The organism is Streptomyces sp. JH34 (genome assembly GCF_029428875.1).
Lineage (GTDB): Bacteria > Actinomycetota > Actinomycetes > Streptomycetales > Streptomycetaceae > Streptomyces.
Genome location: NZ_JAJSOO010000001.1, coordinates 3,099,326 through 3,118,794, shown reverse-complemented (window position 1 = coordinate 3,118,794; position 19,469 = coordinate 3,099,326). Strand labels below are relative to the sequence as shown.

Sequence of the window (19,469 nt, the reverse complement as noted above, 5' to 3'; positions counted from 1 at the left end):
GTCCGGCGCCGGTGCGGAAACGCCGACGGCGGACCACACGGGTGGTCCGCCGTCGGTGAGACAGGACAGGGGGAGCCGTGCGAGGGCGCGGCGCCCGGTGGGTGCGGTGGTGTCCTGGCCGGCGCCTACCTGACCGGCTTCTTGCCGGTGATGCCCAGGTGGACCAGCAGGGCGAGGTTGGGGCGGAGTTCGGCCTGCTTCACGCCCCAGGTGGTGAAGCCCTTCTGGTGCGAGGCGACCCCCGCGAGCATGACGACCAGGGAGCCCGCCACCGCGCCGGGACTGACGTCCTTGTCCACCCTGCCCTTGGACTGGAGCTCCTTGACCGCGTCCGTCAGGGAGTTGGTGACCGAGTTCAGGACCTTCATGCGGATCTTGTAGAACCGCTTGTCGCCCTCGGCCGCGCCGAGATCGACGACGCGGAGGATCGCGTCGTGCCGTCGCCAGAAGTCGAGGAAACCCTCGACCAGTTCCTCGGAGGCCTGCCAGCCGGCCTTGCCGACCCAGGAACGCCCGCCGACCAGTTCGGTCAGTCCGGTACCTTCCTTGACCATTTCCTCGGCGAGTTCGAGAACGGCGCCCTCGACGTCGGGGAAATACTGGTAGAAAGTCGCGGGTGAAGTCCCCGCCTTCCGGGCCACGTCGATGACTTTGACGTCCCGGTACGGCGAGGAGCTGAGCATCTCGCTGAGGCAGTCGAGCAGCTTCTGCCGCGTCGCCTGACCTCGCCGACCAGCCACGCGGCCGTCGACGGTGCGCACTTGTCCTGTCATGCCGTCAGCTTACCGAGGGGTGATCCGAGCGCGATCTGACCGACTGCAAATGGGGAACGCCCCAGTGCGGACAGGGTGGACGGTGAATTCCCGGGGGTGGGTGAGTCGCTATTTCGCGCGAACCCGAGCGTTTATGGAATTTCCCTCCGGCCGCACTCGGAGTGCCCCGGTGCGATGTTGTTATCAACAGCCTGTGGATAACTTCGGTGGACAACTCCTGTCCACGGGCCGGGGGAAAGCTTCACGATTCGGGCAAAGGTTCTATTCGCCCCCTCGGGGCGCGCCCCGGGTCTCCCGACGCTACGTTGAGTGTGACGGACGTCACGGCCGCCCCCACGTGGTGGTCCGCCGCGATCCACAGCGCCACCGCCGTGTCGTCGTCGAGGCGCCGTCACGACCCCACAGCGACGGAAGGACCCCGGCCATGGCCGTATTCGCGCAGTCCGCTCCGTGCTGGGTGGACGTGCAGCTCTCCGACCTGGAGGCCGGCAAGCGCTTCTACGGCGGGCTCTTCGGCTGGACCTTCCGCGCGGGTGACGGCATGCCCTTCGCCGACGCCTACAGCGACGGGCGGCTCGTCGCCGCGCTCGCCGCCAAACAGGACGGCCGTATGCCCACGACCTGGGGCGTCTACTTCTCCACCGACGACATCCTCGCCACCGTCGCCCTGGTCCGGAAGGCGGGCGGCCAGGTCATCACCGACCCGGTGAGGGCCGGCGCCGCCGGGGTACTCGCCCAGGCAGCAGACCCCGGCGGCGCGGTCTTCGGCCTCTGGCAGGCGGGCGAGCGCGCGGGTTTCGAGAAGCGGAACGCCCCGGGATCCTTCTGCTGGACGGAGGTCCACACCCGGCAGCCGGAGCGCGTGGACGCCTTCTACGCGGAGGTACTCGGATTCCTGGGCACCGACATCGAGCTGCCCGGTCCCGCCGGGACGGTGGAGCCCTTCCGGGTCTGGTCACCCGCGGGGACCGAACCGGGCGAGGACACGGCGGTCGGCGGACGCGCGGTCATCACGGACGCGTTCCCCGAGATGCTGCCCAGCTACTTCCTGACCTACTTCGCCGTCGCCGACTGCGACCGCGCCGTCGAGACCGCCACCCGGCTCGGTGGCCGGATCACGGCCCCGCCCCTCGACATCCCGTACGGGCGCACGGCGGTCCTCCAGGACGACCAGGGTGCGGCTTTCGCCGTGCTCCAGCCGGCGGAGCCGATGCCGTAGCCGGCCGACGGCGGTTCTGCGGCTGTCCTGAAAGGGATGGAGTGCCACACAACACCCCGACTCGCCCCCGGGTTCGCAACCAGGCCCCGGGACAGGAAGAATCAGGGTGCGCACCGCCAAATGGTGCCCACTGGTGAGACGCTGCACAGGGCGGGAATTCGCGGGCTTCTGATCCAGAGGCCCGTACGGGGAGGTGGCAGGCAAGTGGAGCAGCTGACGCAGCATGACCCGAGGCGGATCGGCCCGTTCGAGGTGCTGGGACGGCTCGGGGCCGGCGGCATGGGGCTGGTCTATCTGGCGAGGTCGGCGTCGGGCCGACGGGTGGCGATCAAGACGGTCCGGACGGAACTGGCGGAGGACCAGTTGTTCCGGGTCCGCTTCACGCGTGAGGTGGAGGCCGCTCGCGCGGTCAGCGGTTTCTACACCGCCGCCGTGGTCGACGCCGACCCGAGGGCGGCCGTGCCCTGGCTGGCCACCGCCTACGTACCCGCCCCCTCCCTCGAGGAGATAGTGAGTGAGTGCGGGCCGATGCCGACGCAGGCCGTGCGCTGGCTGGCCGCCGGCATCGCGGAGGCCCTCCAGTCGATCCACGGGGCGGGCCTCGTCCACCGCGACCTGAAGCCGTCCAACGTCCTCGTCGTCGAGGACGGGCCGCGGGTGATCGACTTCGGGATCGCGTCCGGGGTCTCCAACACCCGGCTGACCATGACGAACGTGGCGGTGGGCACGCCCGCGTACATGTCTCCGGAGCAGGCGCGCGACTCGCGAAGCGTGACGGGGGCCAGCGACATCTTCTCGCTCGGCTCGACCCTGGTCTTCGCGGCGACGGGACACGCGCCCTACCACGGGGCGAACCCGGTCGAGACGGTGTTCATGCTGCTGCGGGAGGGCCCCGACACCGAGGGTCTGCCCGACGACCTGCGCCCGCTCATCGAGTCCTGCATGCAGATGGACCCGACCCGGCGGCCCAGCCCGGCGGACCTGCAGTCCCAGCTGGCCCCGCACCTGTTCGCCTCGGGCAGCGACGACAGCGGTACGGCGTCGGCCTGGCTGCCGACCGTGGCGACCGCGATGATCGAGCAGCGCCGCGGTGGTGGCCGTGCCGTCACCGTCGCGCCCGCCCCCATGGCCGTCCCCCCGCCTCCGCAGCGACCGCCGGCGGGTGACGACCGGGACGGGGCGTGGCGCGGCGGCGGCGGTGACCTGCGGACGGCACCGGCCCCCGCGCCGGTGTCGGCGCCCGCTCCCGACGGCGGTCCTGTACGGCTGCCCGGCGCGAAGGTGCCGATCGGACCCGGGCCTCGCCCCGTGGACGTACGCGGTCCCGCGGCGGCGCACGCCGATCCGGCCACCGGCTGGGTGCGCCCGCCCGGCGGGCACACCACGGCCGCTCCGGTGCCCGCCCCCGCGCCGGCCCCGGACGCGGCGCCCGCCGCGCCGGAGCGCTGGCGCCCGTGGCGCTTCCGCATGTCGAACGATGTGTGGGGCACCCCGGTCGTGGTCGGCGACCTGCTGTACGTGACGTCCTTCGAGGTCCACGCCCTCGACGTCGGCAACGGGCGCCGTCAGTTCAAGACCCGGGACGTGGCATGGTCGATGGCCGTGGACGGAGGCCGGATCCACGCCTCGGACGGCCCGTCCCTGTACGCGCTGGACGCGACGACGGGCGCCGAGCGGTGGCGCCTCCAGACCGATGCCTGGGTGTACTCCCTCAAGGCCGACCGAGGCACCGTCCTGACCGGGACACGGGGCGGCGGCGTACAGGCGTGGGAGGCGTCCGGCGGCGAGAAGCTGTGGGAGACCACGGGCGTCCAGACGGACTTCGAGACGGCCGAGGCCGGTCCCGTCATCCACGACGGCACGGTGTTCCTGTGGCAGGACGCCCGGCTGCGGGCCGTGGACGCGCGCACCGGCACCGAGCGGTGGTCGTACCCCGTCGGCGACGCCGCCTCCTGCGGCGGGGTCCCGGTCCGGGTCGCCCCCGCGCCCGACGGCTCCGTGTACGTCGTGGCGGGGAACCGGGTGCTCGCCGTGGACACCGTCTCGGGCCGGGTGCGCTGGCACTTCGAGTCCCCGGCCGTCTTCCTGTCACCGCCCGCGTTCGCCCCGGGCCCGGCGGTCACGGGCGGCGGTGTGTACCTCGCCGACTACCTCGGCACCGTGTACGCCCTGGACGCATCGACCGGCAAGGACCGGTGGCGGATCGCGACCGAGGCCCGGCAGTCCGTCGAGCCCGTGCTGGTCACGGCGGGCAACGTACACGTCGGCAGCGGCAGCGCGCTGTACACCCTGGACGCGGTGACCGGCACTCCGAAGTGGCGCTTCGCCGCGGGCGGCGACGTGGTCGGCGCCCCGGTGGTCGCCGACGGCCGGGTCCACTTCGGTTCGGCGGACCACGTGCTCTACACGCTGGACGCGGCGGGTGGCCAGCTCCGCTGGAAGCTGGCCACGGGTGGCGAGATCACGGGCTCCCCGGTGGCGCAGGCAGGCGTCGTGTACGCGTGCAGCAAGGACCGCTGCGTGTACGCCCTCGACGCCCTGAAGGGCACCGGGACGGGGAACAGGGCCCGGGGCTGACGCTCACGGATGGGGCGGGTGGTACCGGTCCCGCTCCCGCTGCTCGCCCTGGACGGGGTGGGTGCTCCCGTCCTGGACCGGGGACTCCGCGGTGTCCTCGTCGTCCCGGGCCGCCCGGTGCCGCCCGGGGCCCGTGTACGGGTCGGCCTCGGGCTCCGGTCCGGGGGACGTGTACGCGGCCGGTCCCGGCTCCTGGGTCGGCGGCCAGGTGTCGGGGCGGTCGTCCGGCGGCGTGGGATACGGCTCGGCGCCCCGCCTCTGCCGTACTCCGCGCCGGCCCGACATCACCAGCGCGCCCAGCAGCAGCAGGACACCGCCCGCCAGCGCCTGCGCGACGCCCCAGCGGAGTCCGGAGCCGTCGCCACCGACCGTCAGGCTCCCCGCGGCCTGACCCAGCCGCACCATCCACAGGACGGTGAAGCCGATGACGACCAGGCCCGCGACGGCCACCACCCAGCGCGAGCGGAGCACGACGCCGACAAGCGTCACCAGCGCGGCGAAGAGGAACGGCGCCAGCATCGAACCCAGCACGGACGACGAGACCCCCGTGATGCCGTCGAACAGGTCCTGCACGCGGTAGTCCCGCCCGAGGCGGTCGTTGTACCAGGTGTGGAAGGGGCTCTGTACGGCCGCCGCCGCTCCCACGAGGGCGACGACGGAACCGAGGACGTTGCGGATCATCGACAGCCTCCCGGGCCAAGGGCGCACGGCTGTGCGCACCGCTCCCCGCCTCGACGCTACGCCCGGCCCGATCCTCCTGCCATCGGAGACCATGACGAGACCGTGACAGGGTCATGACCGCACCATGGGTGAGTGGGCGGAATGCTGTGGGTTACGGTGTCGCGCGGTCGTGCGACGGCCGAAGAAGCCGGCAACAGCTAGGGGGGCTGCATCGATGGTGCGGCGACAGATGAGGTTCGCGGCGGTCCTGGTCGTGGTGGTGCTCGCGCTCACCGGGTTCTCGACATCCAGCCACGGCGGGAAGAGCGGGAAGAGCCGCAGCTCCGGCGGCTCCGGCGGTGGCTGCTCCAACTCCAAGAAGAGCAACAACGGCTACCGCGACTACGACGACGACAACGACAGTTCGTCCGGCTCGTCCGGCGACTCCGCCTACGAGTCGCCCACCCCCGACCCGACCGCGTCGGAGGCCCCCGGACTGCGCGTCGTCCGCTGCGCCCAGCCCAAGAAGGGCAAGCGCAAGGCGAACACCTCCTCGTCGATCGAGGTCAGCTCGAACGCGACGGGCACGCATGTGTACGAGGTCGACGTGACCTTCGTCGACGCCAAGGGCCTGACCGTCGACACGGGTGAGACCGAGGTCGAGGTCGACGCGGGCGAGTCCAGGATCGTCGCCGTCCGGATGGACAGTCCGCGCTCGGTCTCCCGCGTGAAGCGCTGCCTGGTCACGGCGGAGCTGCGGTACTGACGGACGAGGCGACGAGCGAGGGCCCGAGCGGAAGCTCGGGCCCTGCTCCGTGTGCGCGGACGTGCGGCGGCCGCGACGGCTCCCCCTCCGCGCCGCCGCGGCCGCCCGCCCCCGTGCGGGTGAGGTCTACTTGGACGGCTCGCTCGTGGCGTGGGCGTCCTGGGTGGTGAGCTCCTCGCCGGTGGCGTGCGCGTCCGCCGGCTTGAGGGGCGTACCGGTGGCGTGGGCGTCCTGGGTGGTGAGCTCCTCGCCGGTGGCGTGCGCGTCCGCGGGCTTGAGGATGTCGCTCTTCTCGGCCATGAAGTTCAGCTCCTGAAAGGGGTGGTGACTGTGGATGAGGAGTCCGCCCGGCGGTTCCCCCGTGGATCGCCGGGCGGGCTCCTGGGGCCGATCACCCTGACGGTGAGGCCTCTCGCCGATCCGTCTGCCCCCCGACGCGACGGATCGATGAGTAGAGAGTGCCGTCCGGCGATAAACGAATGATGAACGCCGGTCAGGAGGCCCTGGCGACCGGGGTCGGGGTCAGGAGCTCACGCACGGAGGCGGCCTCGGGTGAGGCGAGGTTGTCGAAGATCGAGAGCGCCTCGTTCCAGCAGACGTGGGCACGGTCGGTCTGGCCGATGCCCGCGAGGCCACGGCCCAGGGCGGTGAGCACGTTCGCGCGGCGCCACTCACCACCGATACCGCGCAGGATCGCGAGCGCCTGCTCGGCGTGCGACGCCGCGTGCGCGGGCTGACGGATGGCCAGGTACAGCTCGGCCAGGCGGAAGAGGGTCATTCCGTGCCAGAGCTGCTGCCGGCTGTCGCGGAATATCGACATCGCCTCGGTCAGTGCCTCCTGGGCGGCGGCCGTCCGCCCGGTCCCCGTGAGCGCCAGCCCCAGGGCGTACTTCCCGTTGGCGAGGCGCAGGGCCAGACCCGAGGCGTCCGCCTCGTAGATGCCGACGCCCTGCTGGGCGAGGTCCACGGCGCTCGTCGTCCTCCCTGTGGCCAGGTGGACGCGCGAGAGGTTGCACAGGGCCGACGCCTCGCCGGGCTTGTTGCCGTCCGCCCGGAAGGCGGCGAGCGCCTCGCGAAGGTGGTTCTCGGCGTCGGAGTGCCGGTTCTCGTACAGGGCGATGATCCCGAGCTGGTTGGGGACCTGCCCGAGTGAGACGGGGTCGTCGGCCAGCCGGCCGAGCTCCAGCGCGCACCGGGCCTCGGCCTCCGCGAACCGCCCGGAGACGCTGAGGGCGTGGGTCAGCATCGTGCGGGCCCGGCCCTCGGCCTGTGCGTCGCCCGCTGCCCGAGCCGCCTCGCTCACGGACTTCGCCGCGGTGGCGAACTGGTGCGAGTTGGCGCCCGACTCACCCAGGTCCACCACCGCCATGAGCAGATCGGCGGCGCGACCCGGCATGCCGGATCCGGCCGACTGCCTCGCACAGGCCAGCAGTCCGTTGGACTCCGAGAAGAGCCAGTCCAGTGCGGTCTCGCGCACCTGGAAGGTGAGCCCTGGGTACGCGGTCCGTGTGAAGTGGTCGAGCACCCGCTCCCCGGGCCGCTCCAGCGCGTACACCCCCGCGGCCGTGGCCAGGTAGAAGTCCAGCAGCCGTGAGAGCGCCAGTTCCTTCTCCACCGGCGGCTGCTCGTCCCGTTCCGCGCACGCACGCGCGTAGAGGCGAACCAGGTCGTGGTAGCGGTAGCGGCCCGGGGCCGCCGACTCCAGCAGGCTGGTGTCGACCAGCGACTCCAGGAGGTCCTCCGCCGTGTGGGGGGCGAGGTTCAGCAGGGCGGCGGCCGCCGCGAGGGAGATGTCCGGGCCGTCCGCCAGGCCGAGCAGGCGGAAGGCGCGGGCCTGGGCCGGCTCCAGCTGGCCGTAGCCGAGCTCGAAGGTGGCCTTCACGGCGAGGTCGCCGGCCTGGAGTTCGTCGAGGCGGCGGCGTTCGTCGGCGAGCTTCGCGGCCAGTACCGAGACCGTCCAGGTCCGGCGGGCGGCCAGCCGGGACGCGGCGATGCGGATCGCCAGCGGCAGGAAGCCGCACGCGGCCACCACGTCCAGGGCCGCCTCCCGCTCCGAGCGGACGCGTTCGTCGCCGACGATACGGGTGAAGAGCTGCAGGGCCTCCTCGGGCGACATCACGTCCAGGTCCACCAGGTGCGCTCCGGCCAGGTCGACCATGCGGACCCGGCTGGTGACGAGCGCCACGCAGCCCTCGGTGCCGGGCAGCAGCGGGCGGATCTGGGCCGCGTCGTGGGCGTTGTCGAGCAGGACCAGGACGCGCCGGCCGTCGAGGATGGAGCGGTAGAGGGCGGCCCGCTCGTCCAGGGAGTCCGGGATCGCGGAGTCGGCGGTGCCCAGCGCGCGCAGGAACGCGCCGAGGACGGTCTCGGGGGCGGCAGCGGTGTTGCCCGCGCCCTGCAGGTCGACGTACAGCTGGCCGTCCGGGAAGTGCGGGCGTGCCCGGTGGGCGATGTGGACGGCGAGGGTCGTCTTGCCGACGCCGCCGATGCCGGCCAGCGCGGAGACCGCCATGACGGAGCCCTCGGCGCTCACCAGCCGGTCACCCAGCTCGCGTACGAACGCGGCTCGGCCTGTGAAGTCCGGGACGTTGGCGGGGAGCTGGGCAGGGCGGACCGGTACGGAGGCGGGAGCGGGTTCGTCGGCCGGCCTGGCCAGCTCCTCGTCCGCCCGGAGGATCCGCTGCTGGAGCTGGGACAGTTCGGGGCGCGGGTCGACGCCCAGTTCCTCCGCGAGCAGCCGACGCGTGTCGGCGTACACCGCCAGCGCCTCGGCCTGCCGGCCGCTGCGGTACAGGGCGACCATCAGCAGTTCGCGCAGACGCTCGCGCAGGGGCTGTGCGGCTGTCAGCGCGGTGAGTTCGGAGACCGCCTCCGCGTGGCAGCCCACCTCCAGGTCCAGGTCGAGCCGGGTCTCGGTGAGCTGGAGACGCCATTCCTCCAGGCTGGTGCGCTGGTTCTCGGCGTACGGGCCGGGGAGTGAGGCGAGGGCCTCGCCGTCCCAGAGGCCGAGCAGCTTGTTGATCAGCGTGCGGGCCTTGAAGCGGTCCCCGCCGCCGCGCGCCTTCTCCGCCTCCGCCGCCAGGTCCTGGGCGAGCGTCAGGTCGAGCGCCTCGCGCGGGATCCGGACGGCGTAGCCTCCCGCCTCGCTGACGAGGGTGTCCTGGCCCAGGGTCTTGCGGAGCCTGGACGCGTACGTCCGTACCGTGGCCAGTGCCTGGGAGGGGGGCTCGTCGCCCCAGAGGGCGTCGATGAGCTCGGCGGCGGTGGCCGTGCGCCCGTAGCGCAGCAACAGGGCTGCCAGCAGGGCGCGTTGCTGCGGGGAGCCCGAGGGGAGGGCCTCGCCGCCGCGCCAGACGCGTACCGGGCCGAGCACGGTGAAGCGCAGATCGGTGCCGGACGCTCGTTCCCACGGCGTCCGTTGCTCCGGAACGCGCACGCCGGGTCCGTTGTCGCGGTCCATGATGCCCCCCTGTCCTGCTCGCCCCGCCGGTCCTGCTGATCCCGCTCTGCTTCGTACCGCTGGTATCGCGGTCAACAGTCTGCCTTGTTATGGGCGGGCTCGTCAGTATCGGGTGGCGCTCTGCACAGGCCCTCGACAAGAACGAGGGCCGGGGGCCCGTGCGGCGGGTGACGTCAGGTCAGCCGACGAGGGGAAGCTGGAGTTCGGTGACCCACTTCTCGCGGTCCTCCGGGCACTCCGGAGAGACCTCAGGGGCGTGACCGGCCGGCCGTCGTCCGTGGTCGCCGACCCAGCGGGCCAGGGTCTGATCCGTCGCCAGGACGTGGTCCATGGAACCCCGGTGCACGATGGTCGCCGCCTCGAAGGCGGGCAGTTCGACGACCGTGACGCCCGTGTCTCCGAGCGGGCCTGCCGGGGCCCCGACGGTCACACCGGCGTGGACGGTGACCGCGCCTCACCGGAACCGGACCGGAAAGGCAGGAGCCCCGCTCCTCCGCCGAAGCGGGGGAGCGGGGCTCCTTGGGTACTGCTCACTCGGCCGCGATCGGCCGACCCGGGCAACTAGGCCGGGGTGACGTTCTCAGCCTGCGGACCCTTGGGTCCCTGAGTGACGTCGAAGTTCACGACCTGGTTCTCCTCGAGGGAGCGGAACCCGGACGCGTTGATCGCGGAGTAGTGGACGAAGACATCCGGGCCGCCGCCGTCCTGGGCGATGAAGCCGAAGCCCTTTTCAGCGTTGAACCACTTGACGGTTCCGGTAGCCATAAGCCCTCCTTGGGCCAAAGGGTTGCCCTGCTCCAGAACCTGCAAACAAGTCTGAAAACTACAAAAGCCTGCGGGTTACATGCTCCGCAGGCTCTGTACTGCAAGGGAAACCAAACTGCAACTTGCGGGCGAGCCTAGCACGCAGTCTGTGGGGAGCGGTAGAGGGAAAGATCACTTCACCCGGATGTTTGATTGGGCCCCCGGAGAGCTGACGGACAAGCCCCCCGCGGGGCAGTCGGGCGCCCCGATGACGTCGGCCGAGAGGGACGGGTCTAGCCTCGCGATGTGGACAATTCAACCGTCTCTCCCGTAGAAGGCGACGACCGTCGCAGCAGGCCGCGCGTCGGCCACATCCAGTTCCTGAACTGCCTCCCCCTCTACTGGGGCCTGGCACGCACCGGGACCCTGCTCGATCTGGAGCTCTCGAAGGACACCCCGGAAAGACTCAGCGAGCAGCTGGTCAGGGGGGACCTCGACATCGGTCCCGTCACCCTGGTCGAGTTCCTGCGCAACGCCGACGACCTGGTCGCCCTCCCCGACATCGCCGTCGGCTGCGACGGCCCCGTCATGTCGTGCGTGATCGTGTCCCAGCTCCCGCTGGAGCAGCTGGACGGAGCCCGGGTGGCCCTCGGCTCGACCTCGCGCACCTCCGTACGGCTGGCCCAGCTGCTGCTCGCCGAGCGGTTCGGCGTCACACCCGACTACTACACCTGCCCGCCCGACCTCGGCCTGATGATGCAGGAGGCCGACGCGGCCGTCCTCATCGGGGACGCCGCGCTGCGGGCGAACCTGCACGACGCGCCCCGGCTCGGACTGCGGGTCCACGACCTGGGCGAGATGTGGAAGGAGTGGACGGGGCTGCCCTTCGTCTTCGCGGTCTGGGCGGCGCGCAAGGACTACCTGGCCTCGCACCCCGACTACGTGGAGAAGGTCCACGAGGCGTTCCTCGCCTCCCGTGACCTCTCGCTGGAGGAGGTCGCCAAGGTGGCCGAGCAGGCGGCGCGCTGGGAGTCCTTCGACGCCGAGGTGCTGGAGCGCTACTTCACCACGCTGGACTTCCGCTTCGGCCCCGACCAGCTCGCCGGGGTGCGTGAGTTCGCCCGGCGGACCGGACCGACGACCGGGTTCCCGGCGGACGTGAAGGTGGAACTGCTCGGCGGATGACCGCCGGCGGCGGCCGGGGCCGTGGGCCGGCGTCCGGCGACGGGGAACGGGAATGCGTGCCGGAGGAAAGGTGAATCCTGCACCATCCCGGGCCCCGCTTCTCCGCGCCGCGCTTTACCCCCGACGTGTGACTCCGGCATTCCGTTCCCCTGAAAGGCTACGAATGTCGGAGTTCTGTCGTGCGACCCCTCTCGGCATCCCCCTCGGCATCCCTCTCGGCGCATCCCTCCATACGCCTCTTCATGGAGGGCGGGCGAATAGCGGTCGTATCGCGGAACGCCTTCCGGTTTCCCTGTCGTGAACCCCGATCGGCACGGACGGACGACGTATTCGCGCCTTTCCGTGTGGCGAAATCCCTGCTTCGTGCCCATAGGGGCGATATCGGCGGAAGGGGTCTTCGTGACCGTGCGACGCGGGCGGCCTAGGCTGCCGTCCGAGTCCCGGGTCCACAGGGGGAGACCGTATGCAGCCGCTGGAAGCCGGCGAACCGCACACCATCGGCGCCTACCGGCTGCTCGGCAGACTCGGCGCCGGCGGAATGGGCCGGGTCTACCTGGGCCGCAGCACGGGGGGACGCACGGTCGCGGTCAAGGTCGTACACCCCCACTTCGCCCTGGACGAGCAGTTCCGCGCGCGGTTCCGGCGTGAGGTGGACGCCGCCCGGCGCCTCGGCGCGCGGTGGACGGCCCCGGTCCTGGACGCCGACCCCGACGCGGCCGTGCCCTGGGTGGCGACCGGGTACGTGGCCGGGCCGCCGCTGTCCGACGCCGTGACCCGTCACGGTCCGCTGCCCGAATACGCGGTACGGGCGCTGGGGGCGGGGCTCGGCGAGGCACTCGACGCCGTACACGCACACGGCCTCATCCACCGGGACGTGAAGCCCTCCAACGTCCTGCTCGCCCTGGACGGCCCCCGGCTGATCGACTTCGGCATCGCCCGGGCGCTGGGGGCCACCGTCTCCCTCACCTCCACCGGCGTCTCCGTCGGCTCGCCCGGCTACATGGCGCCGGAACAGATCCGCGGCCTGGACATCTCCGGCGCGGCCGACGTGTTCTCGCTCGGGGCGGTCCTCGCCTACGCGGCGACCGGCACCGCGCCCTTCCCCGGCGACTCGTCCGCCGTACTCCTCTACAAGGTGGTGCACGAGGAGCCCGAACTCGGGGACCTGGAGGGCGAACTGCGTGAGCTGGTCGCCCGGTGCCTCGCCAAGGACCCCGCCGACCGGCCCACCCCCGCCGAGCTCGGACGCACGCTCGCGCCCGGCGGCGCGGCGGCACTGGTGGCGCCGGGCTGGCTGCCGGGTCCGCTGGTCCGTGAGGTCAGCCGTTCGGCGGTGGCCCTGCTGGACCTGGAGCCGCAGGACGCCCCGGTGCAGTCCGGGCCCGTGCCGTTCAGCAACGCCTCACTGGGGAGCGCGGCGATCGGCACCTTCGGTCCTCCGCTGCCGCCCCCGCCTGCCGGGCCGCCGGTCACCTCGGACACGCCGGGGGAACGCGGCACGGGCGGCCCCCGTGTCGCCGTCACCGTGGACGCCGGCCCGCGGTCCGGCGCACCCCGGGGCCGGCGGGTCAGCTGCACCGTCGCGCTGGCGGTCGCCGGGGCGCTCGCCGCGGTCACCGTCGGCGCCGCGATGACGGGGGACCTGTTCACGGGCGACCGCGGCGACAAGGACCACGGGAACGACGCCGCACAGCCTCCCGCGTCCACCGGCTCGCAGGACCCGTCGGACTCCGGGGGGCCGTCCCCGTCGGCCACCTTCCCGGGGGCCGCCCAGGTGAGCGCGCTGCCGAAGGCGTTCGCCGGCACGTGGAAGGGCTCGGCGACCGAACGCAGCGGCGCGCCGCACGGCACGGTCACCGCCGTCTTCGTCGAGGGGAAGAAGGGCGAGGAGGTGGTCCGGCTGTCGTACCGCTTCGACGCGCTCGGGACGACCGTCGTCTGCAAGGGCGTCGGCACGCTCGTCTCCGGCACGGCCACCGAGCTGAAGATCCGGGAGCGCGCCGACCCGGACGCCCGCACCGGGGCGATGTGCACGGGCGGCGACGCCGACCTGGACTTCACCCTCACCTCCGAGGGCACCCTGCGCTACGAGTCCCACGAGGAGGCCGCCGGCACCCCGAAGGGCACACTCACCCGGTCCGACGGCTGACCCCGGCAAGGGCTGGCGTACGCTGGATCGGTCCGTGGAACAGCAGAAGAACCGCCGAAAGGTGACAGCCCGGTGACCGAGAAGGCCGACCTTCAGCCCGTCCTCGACCGCGCCGCCGAAGGCGGGCGGATCTCCCCGGAGGAGGCGCTCGACCTGTACAGGTCGGCTCCGCTGCACGCGCTGGGAGCCGCGGCGGACGCCGCGCGCCGACGCCGTTACGCCGGTACGGAGCACATCGCGACGTACATCATCGAGCGCAACATCAACTACACGAACGTCTGCGTCACCGCCTGCAAGTTCTGCGCCTTCTACGCACCGCCCAAGGACACCGGCAAGGGCTGGTCCCGGGACCTCGACGACATCCTGCGCCGCTGCGCGGAGACCGTCGAGCTGGGCGGCACCCAGATCATGTTCCAGGGCGGCCACCACCCGGACTACGGCGTCGAGTACTACGAGGAGCACTTCTCCGCGATCAAGAAGGCGTTCCCGCAGCTGGTCATCCACTCGCTGGGCGCCTCCGAGATCGAGCACATGGCCCGGATCTCCGGCGTCTCCGCGAAGGAGGCGATCGAGCGGATCCACGCGGCCGGTCTCGACTCCTTCGCCGGCGCGGGCGCCGAACTGCTGCCCGCCCGGCCGCGTACGGCGATCGCCCCGCTCAAGGAGTCGGGCGAGCGCTGGCTGGAGATCATGGAGATCGCCCACGGCCTCGGTGTCGAGTCCACCTCCACCATGCTGATGGGAACCGGCGAGACCAACGCCGAGCGCATCGAGCACCTGCGGATGATCCGCGACCTGCAGGACCGCACGGGCGGCTTCCGCGCCTTCATCCCGTACACCTACCAGCCGGAGAACAACAAGCTGAAGGGACAGACGCAGGCCACGCTCTTCGAGTACCTGCGGATGATCGCCATCGCCCGGCTGTTCCTCGACAACGTCGCCCACATCCAGGGCTCCTGGCTGACCACCGGCAAGGAGGTCGGCCAGCTCTCCCTGCACTACGGCGCGGACGACCTCGGCTCGATCATGCTGGAGGAGAACGTCGTCTCCTCGGCCGGCGCCAGGCACCGCTCGAACCGGCTCGAGATCATCGACCTGATCCGCAAGGCGGGCCGCGTCCCCGCCCAGCGCGCCACGACCTACGAGCACCTCGTCGTCCACGACGACCCGGCGAACGACCCGGTCGACGAGCGGGTCGTCTCGCACATCTCCTCGACCGCGATCGACGGCGGCACGGCGCATCCGGAGCTCAAGCTCCTCGACGCCAACTGAACCGCCCGTGCTGACCGTTCACGCCGCGCCACTGGTCCTTCCGGTCGGTGCGGCGGGCGTGGACGACGGAGCGGTCGCGGTGGACGGCGACCGGATCGTGGCCGTCGGGCAGTACGACGCGGTGACGGCCGCCCATCCGGCCGCCCGGATCCGCCGGTGGCCGGGCGTCCTCACGCCCGGGCTGCGCCAGTGGAACGGCGTCCCCCTGCTGACCCGCTGCTACCACCCCGACCCGCGCGAGGCGGACGAACTCGGCGAACAGCCCCTGACCGGGGAGGACTTCGAGCGGCTTGCCGCACGGATGGACGAGCCCCGCAGAGCCGGCAGCGTACGCCGCGGGCTCCAGCGCATGCTGCGCCACGGCACCACCCATGTCGCGGGCGGGTTCACCGATGCCGCCGTACGCACCGCCGTGGGACGCGCGGGTCTGACGGTGGTCCCGCCGGCCGGGGCCCCGGCCGGCGAGCCGGACCTGGACCCCTTCGCCGGAGGCCGCGACCTGGCGGGATCCGTGCACGGCCCGCTCACGGCCGGCGGCCGGGCCGACCTCGCGGTCTTCGACGTGCCGGACGAGGCGGCGCTGTGCGCGGCGGGCGCCCTGACCTGCGTGGCGACCGTCCTCGGCGGGCGGCTGGTGTACCGGCGCAGGTGACCGGCCCCGTCCCCTACGGCACGGACGGACCGCCCAGGTAGCGGCCCTTCGCGTCGTAGGGCCAGGCGTTCGACACACAGCCCTTGAGCCCCTTGATCTGCTGCATCATGGCGGGGGCCCGCTTACCGGCACCGGGGCAGGTCTCGTGGCCGTGGCCCAGCCAGTGCCCCACCTCGTGATTGATGATCAGGGCCCGGTACTCGGACGCGGTCCCGTCGAACGTCGGTGAACCCAGCTGCCACCGGGCGAGATTGACCATGACGTTCTTCCCCCCGCGGCAGTTCACCTCGCCCCTGGTGTTGAGGCCGTACTGCCCGCAGAGCCGGTCGGTGGTCTTCGGAGTCCCTATCCGGATCACCAGCCCCGCCGATCCGTCGTCGACCTGCCGGAAGGTACGGCTTCCTCCCTTGCCCCAGCCGCGGGGGTCGGAGAGTATCCGCGCGATGTCCTCGGCGGCGCTGTCCGGGTCCACGCCGATGCCGTCCTCCACCTCGACGCGGTAGCGGCTGCCGCCGCCCGCCCCGACTCCCTCGCGCGCCACCGTGAACGTGCCGGGACCCGAGGCCGGTACGGAAGCCGCGTCCACGGACTCCTCCTCCTCGTCCGACGACCCCCCGGTGCCCGGCGAGCTCCCGGCGGACTCCGCGGAATCCGGGCTCACCGACGCCTCCGGCACGGACGGGACGGGGGCCGGGGACGAGACGGTGCCGGACGGCTCCCGGCCGACGGCGGCCGCGTCCCCGCCGTCCCGCCACGGCGGGGAGAAGTGGAGGAACGCCGCCGCGGCGGCCGCGAGCGCCGCCCCGGTGAGGAACGTGCGGCGGCGCCGCAGGCGCATCCTGCGGGCGGCGGACCGCCCCCGGGACCTGACGCCCGGGGGCCGCGTGCCCGGCGAGGGCTTCCCGGCCCCCCGGCCGCGGCCGGTCGCGCTCGCGCTCCGTGTTCTGTGTATGTCGTCACTTCGCATGCTGTGGTGGATTTCCGTGCTCTCGGTGTGGCCGCCCGGGACGGAAGGATCATCCGTCCCGCGCGCTGACCTGCTTCTCGGGCACCGGGTGCCCGTTCGTATCCGCACGATGTCCAGCGCCCGCTCTCCCCTGCCTCGTACGGGAGTTGCTGCGGGTCACCGGAGCGGAAACCCCTTTCCCTCGTCCCGTGAGACGACGATCGAGGCGGCGCTGTTCCCGAAAAAGCAGATGATCGATGTGGACGCCGCCTCCGCGGGCCGGTGGCGCACGGCGGACGGGGCGAGGTCACCGCACGTGGGAAAACGCCGGAGCCGTTCCACGCCGCCGTGAGGCAGCGGAGGCCGGGCTGCTTGAATGGGAGGGTGACCCGAGCATCCCTGGACAAGCAGCCGCACGAAGTCGCCTCGATGTTCGACGACGTGGCGGCGAACTACGACCTCACCAACGACGTGCTGTCGCTCGGACAGGCGCGGCTGTGGCGCAAGGAGGTCGCCCGGGCCGTCGACGCGCGCCCGGCGCAGAAGATCCTCGACCTCGCGGCCGGCACGGCCACCTCCTCGCAGCCGTTCGCCCGGGCCGGTGCCTACGTGGTGCCCTGCGACTTCTCGATCGGCATGCTCAGGGTCGGCAAGAAGCGCCACCCGTGGATGCCGTTCACCGCGGGCGACGGCATGAGGCTCCCCTTCAAGGACGAGACCTTCGACGCGGTCACGATCTCCTTCGGGCTGCGCAACATCCAGGACACCGGTGCCGCGCTGAGCGAGCTGTACCGGGTCACCAGGCGCGGCGGCCGGGTCGTGATCTGCGAGTTCTCCCAGCCGACGTGGACGCCCTTCCGGACCGTCTACACCGAGTACCTGATGCGGGCGCTGCCCCCGGTGGCGCGCGCGGTGTCGTCCAACCCCGACGCCTACGTCTACCTCGCCGAGTCGATCCGCGCCTGGCCCGACCAGGCCGGCCTGGCGACGCTGCTGCAGAAGGCCGGCTGGTCGGACGTGGCCTGGCGCAACCTCACCGGTGGAGTGGTGGCACTCCACCGGGGCGTGCGCGCCTGACCCCGCCGGGGATCAGAGCTCCAGCCGGAAGCAGTACGCCTCCTGCTTCGTCACCGGGCTCGTGTACGTCTCGGCCCGGCGCATGCCCAGTCGCACGGCGACCGCCACCGAGCGGGCGTTCCGCACGTCGATCATCGCCACGACCTCCCGCAGGCCGAGCGCCCTCGTCCGCTCCAGCGTGGCGCGTGCGGCGGCCGTCGCGTACCCCTGCCCCCAGGAGGCCCTGCCCAGCCGCCAGCCGATCTCGACCTCGCCCACCGGGCCGAACGACGCGTGCGGCCACGGCTGGGCGCCCGTGAAGCCGAGCACCGAGCCGGTGTCGTCGAGCACCGTCCACAGACAGTGGCCGAGCTCGGCGTCGTGCCGGCGCTGGCGGGCGGTCAACTCCTCGTACACGGAGTACTCCGCCCTGCGGCCGCCGTGGAACTCCATGACCTCCGGATCGTCGAACACCCGGTACCAGGCCAGGGCGTCCTCGTCGGTGGGGACGCGCAGATGTACGGACGGGGTCGAGCCAGGTGCGTGCGTCATCGGGGAGCCCTTCCGGAGGTTGATCAGCAGGCACCCATAGACTGCACGCGACATGTGCCGCGCGGCACGCGAATTCGAGTCTTCGGGAGATCCGACCGTGACCGAGCCCCTCTCCGAACACAGCGCGGACGTGATCGTCGTCGGAGCGGGCCCAGCCGGCTCCACGACCGCGTACTACCTCGCGAAGGCCGGACTCGACGTCCTCCTCCTGGAGAAGACGGCCTTCCCGCGTGAGAAGGTCTGCGGCGACGGTCTGACCCCGCGCGCCACCAAGCAGCTCGTCTCCATGGGCATCGACATCTCCGAAGAGGCCGGCTGGCTGCGCAACAAGGGCCTGCGCATCATCGGCGGCGGCGTCCGCCTCCAGCTGGACTGGCCGGATCTCGCCTCGTACCCGGACTACGGTCTGGTCCGCAAGCGCGACGACTTCGACGAGCAGCTGGCCCGGAACGCGCAGAAGGCGGGCGCGCGGCTGTACGAGCGCTGCAACGTCGGGGAACCGGTCAAGGACGAGCGCACCGGCCGCATCACCGGCGTCCACGCCAAGCTCGGCGAGGAGAAGACCCCGGTCACCTTCCACGCCCCGCTCGTGGTCGCCGCCGACGGCAACTCCACCCGGCTGTCCCTCAACATGGGCCTGCACCGCCGGGAGGACCGGCCGATGGGTGTCGCGGTCCGCACCTACTTCACCTCGCCCCGCCACGACGACGACTACCTGGAGTCCTGGCTGGAGCTGTGGGACCGCCGCGGCGCCGAGGACCGCCTGCTGCCGGGCTACGGCTGGATCTTCGGCATGGGCGACGGCACGTCCAACGTCGGTCTCGGCATCCTCAACTCCTCGGCGGCCTTCAAGGAGCTCGACTGGCGCGAGGTACTCAAGGCCTGGTGCGCCTCCATGCCGGAGGACTGGGGCTACACGCCCGAGAACATGACGACGCCGATCCGCGGGGCCGCGCTCCCGATGGCGTTCAACCGCCAGCCGCACTACACCAAGGGCCTGCTGCTCGTCGGTGACGCGGGCGGGCTCGTCAACCCGTTCAACGGCGAGGGCATCGCCTACGCCATGGAGTCGGGCCAGATCGCCGCGGACGTCATCGTGCAGGCGCACGCCCGCGCGACCCCGGCCCAGCGGGAACTGGCCCTGCAGCACTACCCGAAGATCCTCAAGGACACCTACGGCGGCTACTACACGCTGGGCCGCGCCTTCGTGAAGATGATCGGGAACCCGAAGGTCATGAAGATCGCCACCCAGCGCGGTCTGACCCACCCCGTCCTGATGAAGTTCACGCTGAAGATGCTCGCCAACCTCACCGACCCGACGGGCGGCGACGCCATGGACCGCATCATCAACGGCCTCTCCAAGGTCGCCCCGAAGGCCTGAGCGGACGGGCCCGGAGGCCTGAGCGGACGGGCCCGGAGGAGACCCCGGGCCCCGGTCGCCGCCGGTCCGCCCTGCGA

General features: G+C 72.1%; 16 protein-coding genes and 1 pseudogene. 9 read left to right on the top strand and 8 right to left on the bottom strand.

What is annotated here, in order from left to right:
• Positions 1-125: 125 nt before the first annotated feature.
• Positions 126-773 carry a TetR family transcriptional regulator gene (locus tag LWJ43_RS13635; protein WP_277332522.1) on the bottom strand — a complete coding sequence of 216 codons (648 nt, stop codon included), beginning with the start codon at positions 771-773 and terminating at the stop codon, positions 126-128.
• Between the two features lie 424 nt (positions 774-1,197).
• Here LWJ43_RS13635 and LWJ43_RS13630 point away from each other — a divergent pair, with 424 nt between their 5' ends.
• Positions 1,198-1,992 carry a VOC family protein gene (locus tag LWJ43_RS13630; RefSeq protein ID WP_277332521.1) on the top strand — a complete coding sequence of 265 codons (795 nt, stop codon included), beginning with the start codon at positions 1,198-1,200 and terminating at the stop codon, positions 1,990-1,992.
• A 204-nt stretch (positions 1,993-2,196) separates the two neighbouring features.
• Complete coding sequence (locus LWJ43_RS13625) at positions 2,197-4,569, top strand: outer membrane protein assembly factor BamB family protein (protein ID WP_277332520.1); 2,373 nt, start codon at positions 2,197-2,199, stop codon at positions 4,567-4,569.
• 3 nt (positions 4,570-4,572) lie between these two features.
• Here LWJ43_RS13625 and LWJ43_RS13620 read toward each other — a convergent pair whose 3' ends face one another.
• Complete coding sequence (locus LWJ43_RS13620) at positions 4,573-5,250, bottom strand: hypothetical protein (RefSeq protein WP_277332519.1); 678 nt, start codon at positions 5,248-5,250, stop codon at positions 4,573-4,575.
• 214 nt (positions 5,251-5,464) lie between these two features.
• On the opposite strand from LWJ43_RS13620, the gene LWJ43_RS13615 reads away from it, so the two are divergent.
• The gene (locus tag LWJ43_RS13615; RefSeq protein ID WP_277332518.1) at positions 5,465-5,995 is read left to right on the top strand and encodes a hypothetical protein; all 531 of its coding nucleotides are present in this window, start codon (positions 5,465-5,467) and stop codon (positions 5,993-5,995) included.
• Between the two features lie 126 nt (positions 5,996-6,121).
• Here LWJ43_RS13615 and LWJ43_RS13610 read toward each other — a convergent pair whose 3' ends face one another.
• The 4 genes and pseudogenes from LWJ43_RS13610 to LWJ43_RS13595 form a co-directional block, all read right to left on the bottom strand.
• The gene (locus LWJ43_RS13610; RefSeq protein WP_277332517.1) at positions 6,122-6,295 is read right to left on the bottom strand and encodes a hypothetical protein; all 174 of its coding nucleotides are present in this window, start codon (positions 6,293-6,295) and stop codon (positions 6,122-6,124) included.
• 193 nt (positions 6,296-6,488) lie between these two features.
• Positions 6,489-9,455 carry an AfsR/SARP family transcriptional regulator gene (locus LWJ43_RS13605; RefSeq protein WP_277332516.1) on the bottom strand — a complete coding sequence of 989 codons (2,967 nt, stop codon included), beginning with the start codon at positions 9,453-9,455 and terminating at the stop codon, positions 6,489-6,491.
• Positions 9,456-9,633: 178 nt separating this feature from the next.
• A pseudogene (locus tag LWJ43_RS13600) lies at positions 9,634-9,909 on the bottom strand (GyrI-like domain-containing protein); the annotation flags it as partial.
• Between the two features lie 107 nt (positions 9,910-10,016).
• Positions 10,017-10,220, bottom strand: coding sequence for a cold-shock protein (locus LWJ43_RS13595; RefSeq protein ID WP_003967102.1), 204 nt, complete (start codon positions 10,218-10,220; stop codon positions 10,017-10,019).
• 285 nt (positions 10,221-10,505) lie between these two features.
• On the opposite strand from LWJ43_RS13595, the gene LWJ43_RS13590 reads away from it, so the two are divergent.
• From LWJ43_RS13590 to LWJ43_RS13575, 4 genes are all read left to right on the top strand, one after another.
• Positions 10,506-11,384: a menaquinone biosynthetic enzyme MqnA/MqnD family protein gene (locus LWJ43_RS13590; protein WP_277332515.1), complete on the top strand. Its 879-nt coding sequence runs from the start codon at positions 10,506-10,508 to the stop codon at positions 11,382-11,384.
• Positions 11,385-11,847: 463 nt separating this feature from the next.
• A complete protein-coding gene (locus tag LWJ43_RS13585; RefSeq protein ID WP_277332514.1) occupies positions 11,848-13,533 on the top strand; it encodes a serine/threonine-protein kinase in 1,686 nt (561 codons plus the stop codon).
• A 72-nt stretch (positions 13,534-13,605) separates the two neighbouring features.
• Complete coding sequence (gene mqnC, locus LWJ43_RS13580) at positions 13,606-14,805, top strand: cyclic dehypoxanthinyl futalosine synthase (protein WP_277332513.1); 1,200 nt, start codon at positions 13,606-13,608, stop codon at positions 14,803-14,805.
• Between the two features lie 7 nt (positions 14,806-14,812).
• Complete coding sequence (locus LWJ43_RS13575) at positions 14,813-15,457, top strand: imidazolonepropionase-like domain-containing protein (protein WP_277332512.1); 645 nt, start codon at positions 14,813-14,815, stop codon at positions 15,455-15,457.
• Positions 15,458-15,470: 13 nt separating this feature from the next.
• Here the strand turns inward: LWJ43_RS13575 and LWJ43_RS13570 are convergent, their stop codons facing one another.
• The gene (locus LWJ43_RS13570) at positions 15,471-16,295 is read right to left on the bottom strand and encodes a DUF3152 domain-containing protein (RefSeq protein WP_277332511.1); all 825 of its coding nucleotides are present in this window, start codon (positions 16,293-16,295) and stop codon (positions 15,471-15,473) included.
• A gap of 492 nt (positions 16,296-16,787) precedes the next feature.
• Here LWJ43_RS13570 and LWJ43_RS13565 point away from each other — a divergent pair, with 492 nt between their 5' ends.
• Entirely contained in the window at positions 16,788-17,480 is a 693-nt protein-coding gene (locus tag LWJ43_RS13565; protein ID WP_277332510.1) for a demethylmenaquinone methyltransferase, read from the top strand.
• Positions 17,481-17,492: 12 nt separating this feature from the next.
• On the opposite strand, the gene LWJ43_RS13560 is transcribed toward LWJ43_RS13565, so the two are convergent.
• A complete protein-coding gene (locus tag LWJ43_RS13560) occupies positions 17,493-18,011 on the bottom strand; it encodes a GNAT family N-acetyltransferase (RefSeq protein WP_277332509.1) in 519 nt (172 codons plus the stop codon).
• Positions 18,012-18,108: 97 nt separating this feature from the next.
• On the opposite strand from LWJ43_RS13560, the gene LWJ43_RS13555 reads away from it, so the two are divergent.
• Positions 18,109-19,392, top strand: a complete 1,284-nt coding sequence (locus LWJ43_RS13555; RefSeq protein ID WP_277332508.1) for a geranylgeranyl reductase family protein — start codon at positions 18,109-18,111, stop codon at positions 19,390-19,392.
• Positions 19,393-19,469 lie beyond the last annotated feature (77 nt).

Excerpts from the sequence above, each read along its gene's own strand:
- LWJ43_RS13630 (WP_277332521.1), top strand. The coding sequence starts at position 1,198 with ATGGCCGTATTCGCGCAGTCCGCTCCGTGCTGGGTGGACGTGCAGCTC.
- LWJ43_RS13620 (WP_277332519.1), bottom strand. The coding sequence starts at position 5,250 with ATGATCCGCAACGTCCTCGGTTCCGTCGTCGCCCTCGTGGGAGCGGCG.
- LWJ43_RS13635 (WP_277332522.1), bottom strand. The coding sequence starts at position 773 with ATGACAGGACAAGTGCGCACCGTCGACGGCCGCGTGGCTGGTCGGCGA.
- LWJ43_RS13615 (WP_277332518.1), top strand. The coding sequence starts at position 5,465 with ATGGTGCGGCGACAGATGAGGTTCGCGGCGGTCCTGGTCGTGGTGGTG.
- LWJ43_RS13570 (WP_277332511.1), bottom strand. The coding sequence starts at position 16,295 with ATGCGCCTGCGGCGCCGCCGCACGTTCCTCACCGGGGCGGCGCTCGCG.
- LWJ43_RS13585 (WP_277332514.1), top strand. The coding sequence starts at position 11,848 with ATGCAGCCGCTGGAAGCCGGCGAACCGCACACCATCGGCGCCTACCGG.
- LWJ43_RS13605 (WP_277332516.1), bottom strand. The coding sequence starts at position 9,455 with ATGGACCGCGACAACGGACCCGGCGTGCGCGTTCCGGAGCAACGGACG.
- LWJ43_RS13610 (WP_277332517.1), bottom strand. The coding sequence starts at position 6,295 with ATGGCCGAGAAGAGCGACATCCTCAAGCCCGCGGACGCGCACGCCACC.
- LWJ43_RS13595 (WP_003967102.1), bottom strand. The coding sequence starts at position 10,220 with ATGGCTACCGGAACCGTCAAGTGGTTCAACGCTGAAAAGGGCTTCGGC.
- LWJ43_RS13560 (WP_277332509.1), bottom strand. The coding sequence starts at position 18,011 with ATGACGCACGCACCTGGCTCGACCCCGTCCGTACATCTGCGCGTCCCC.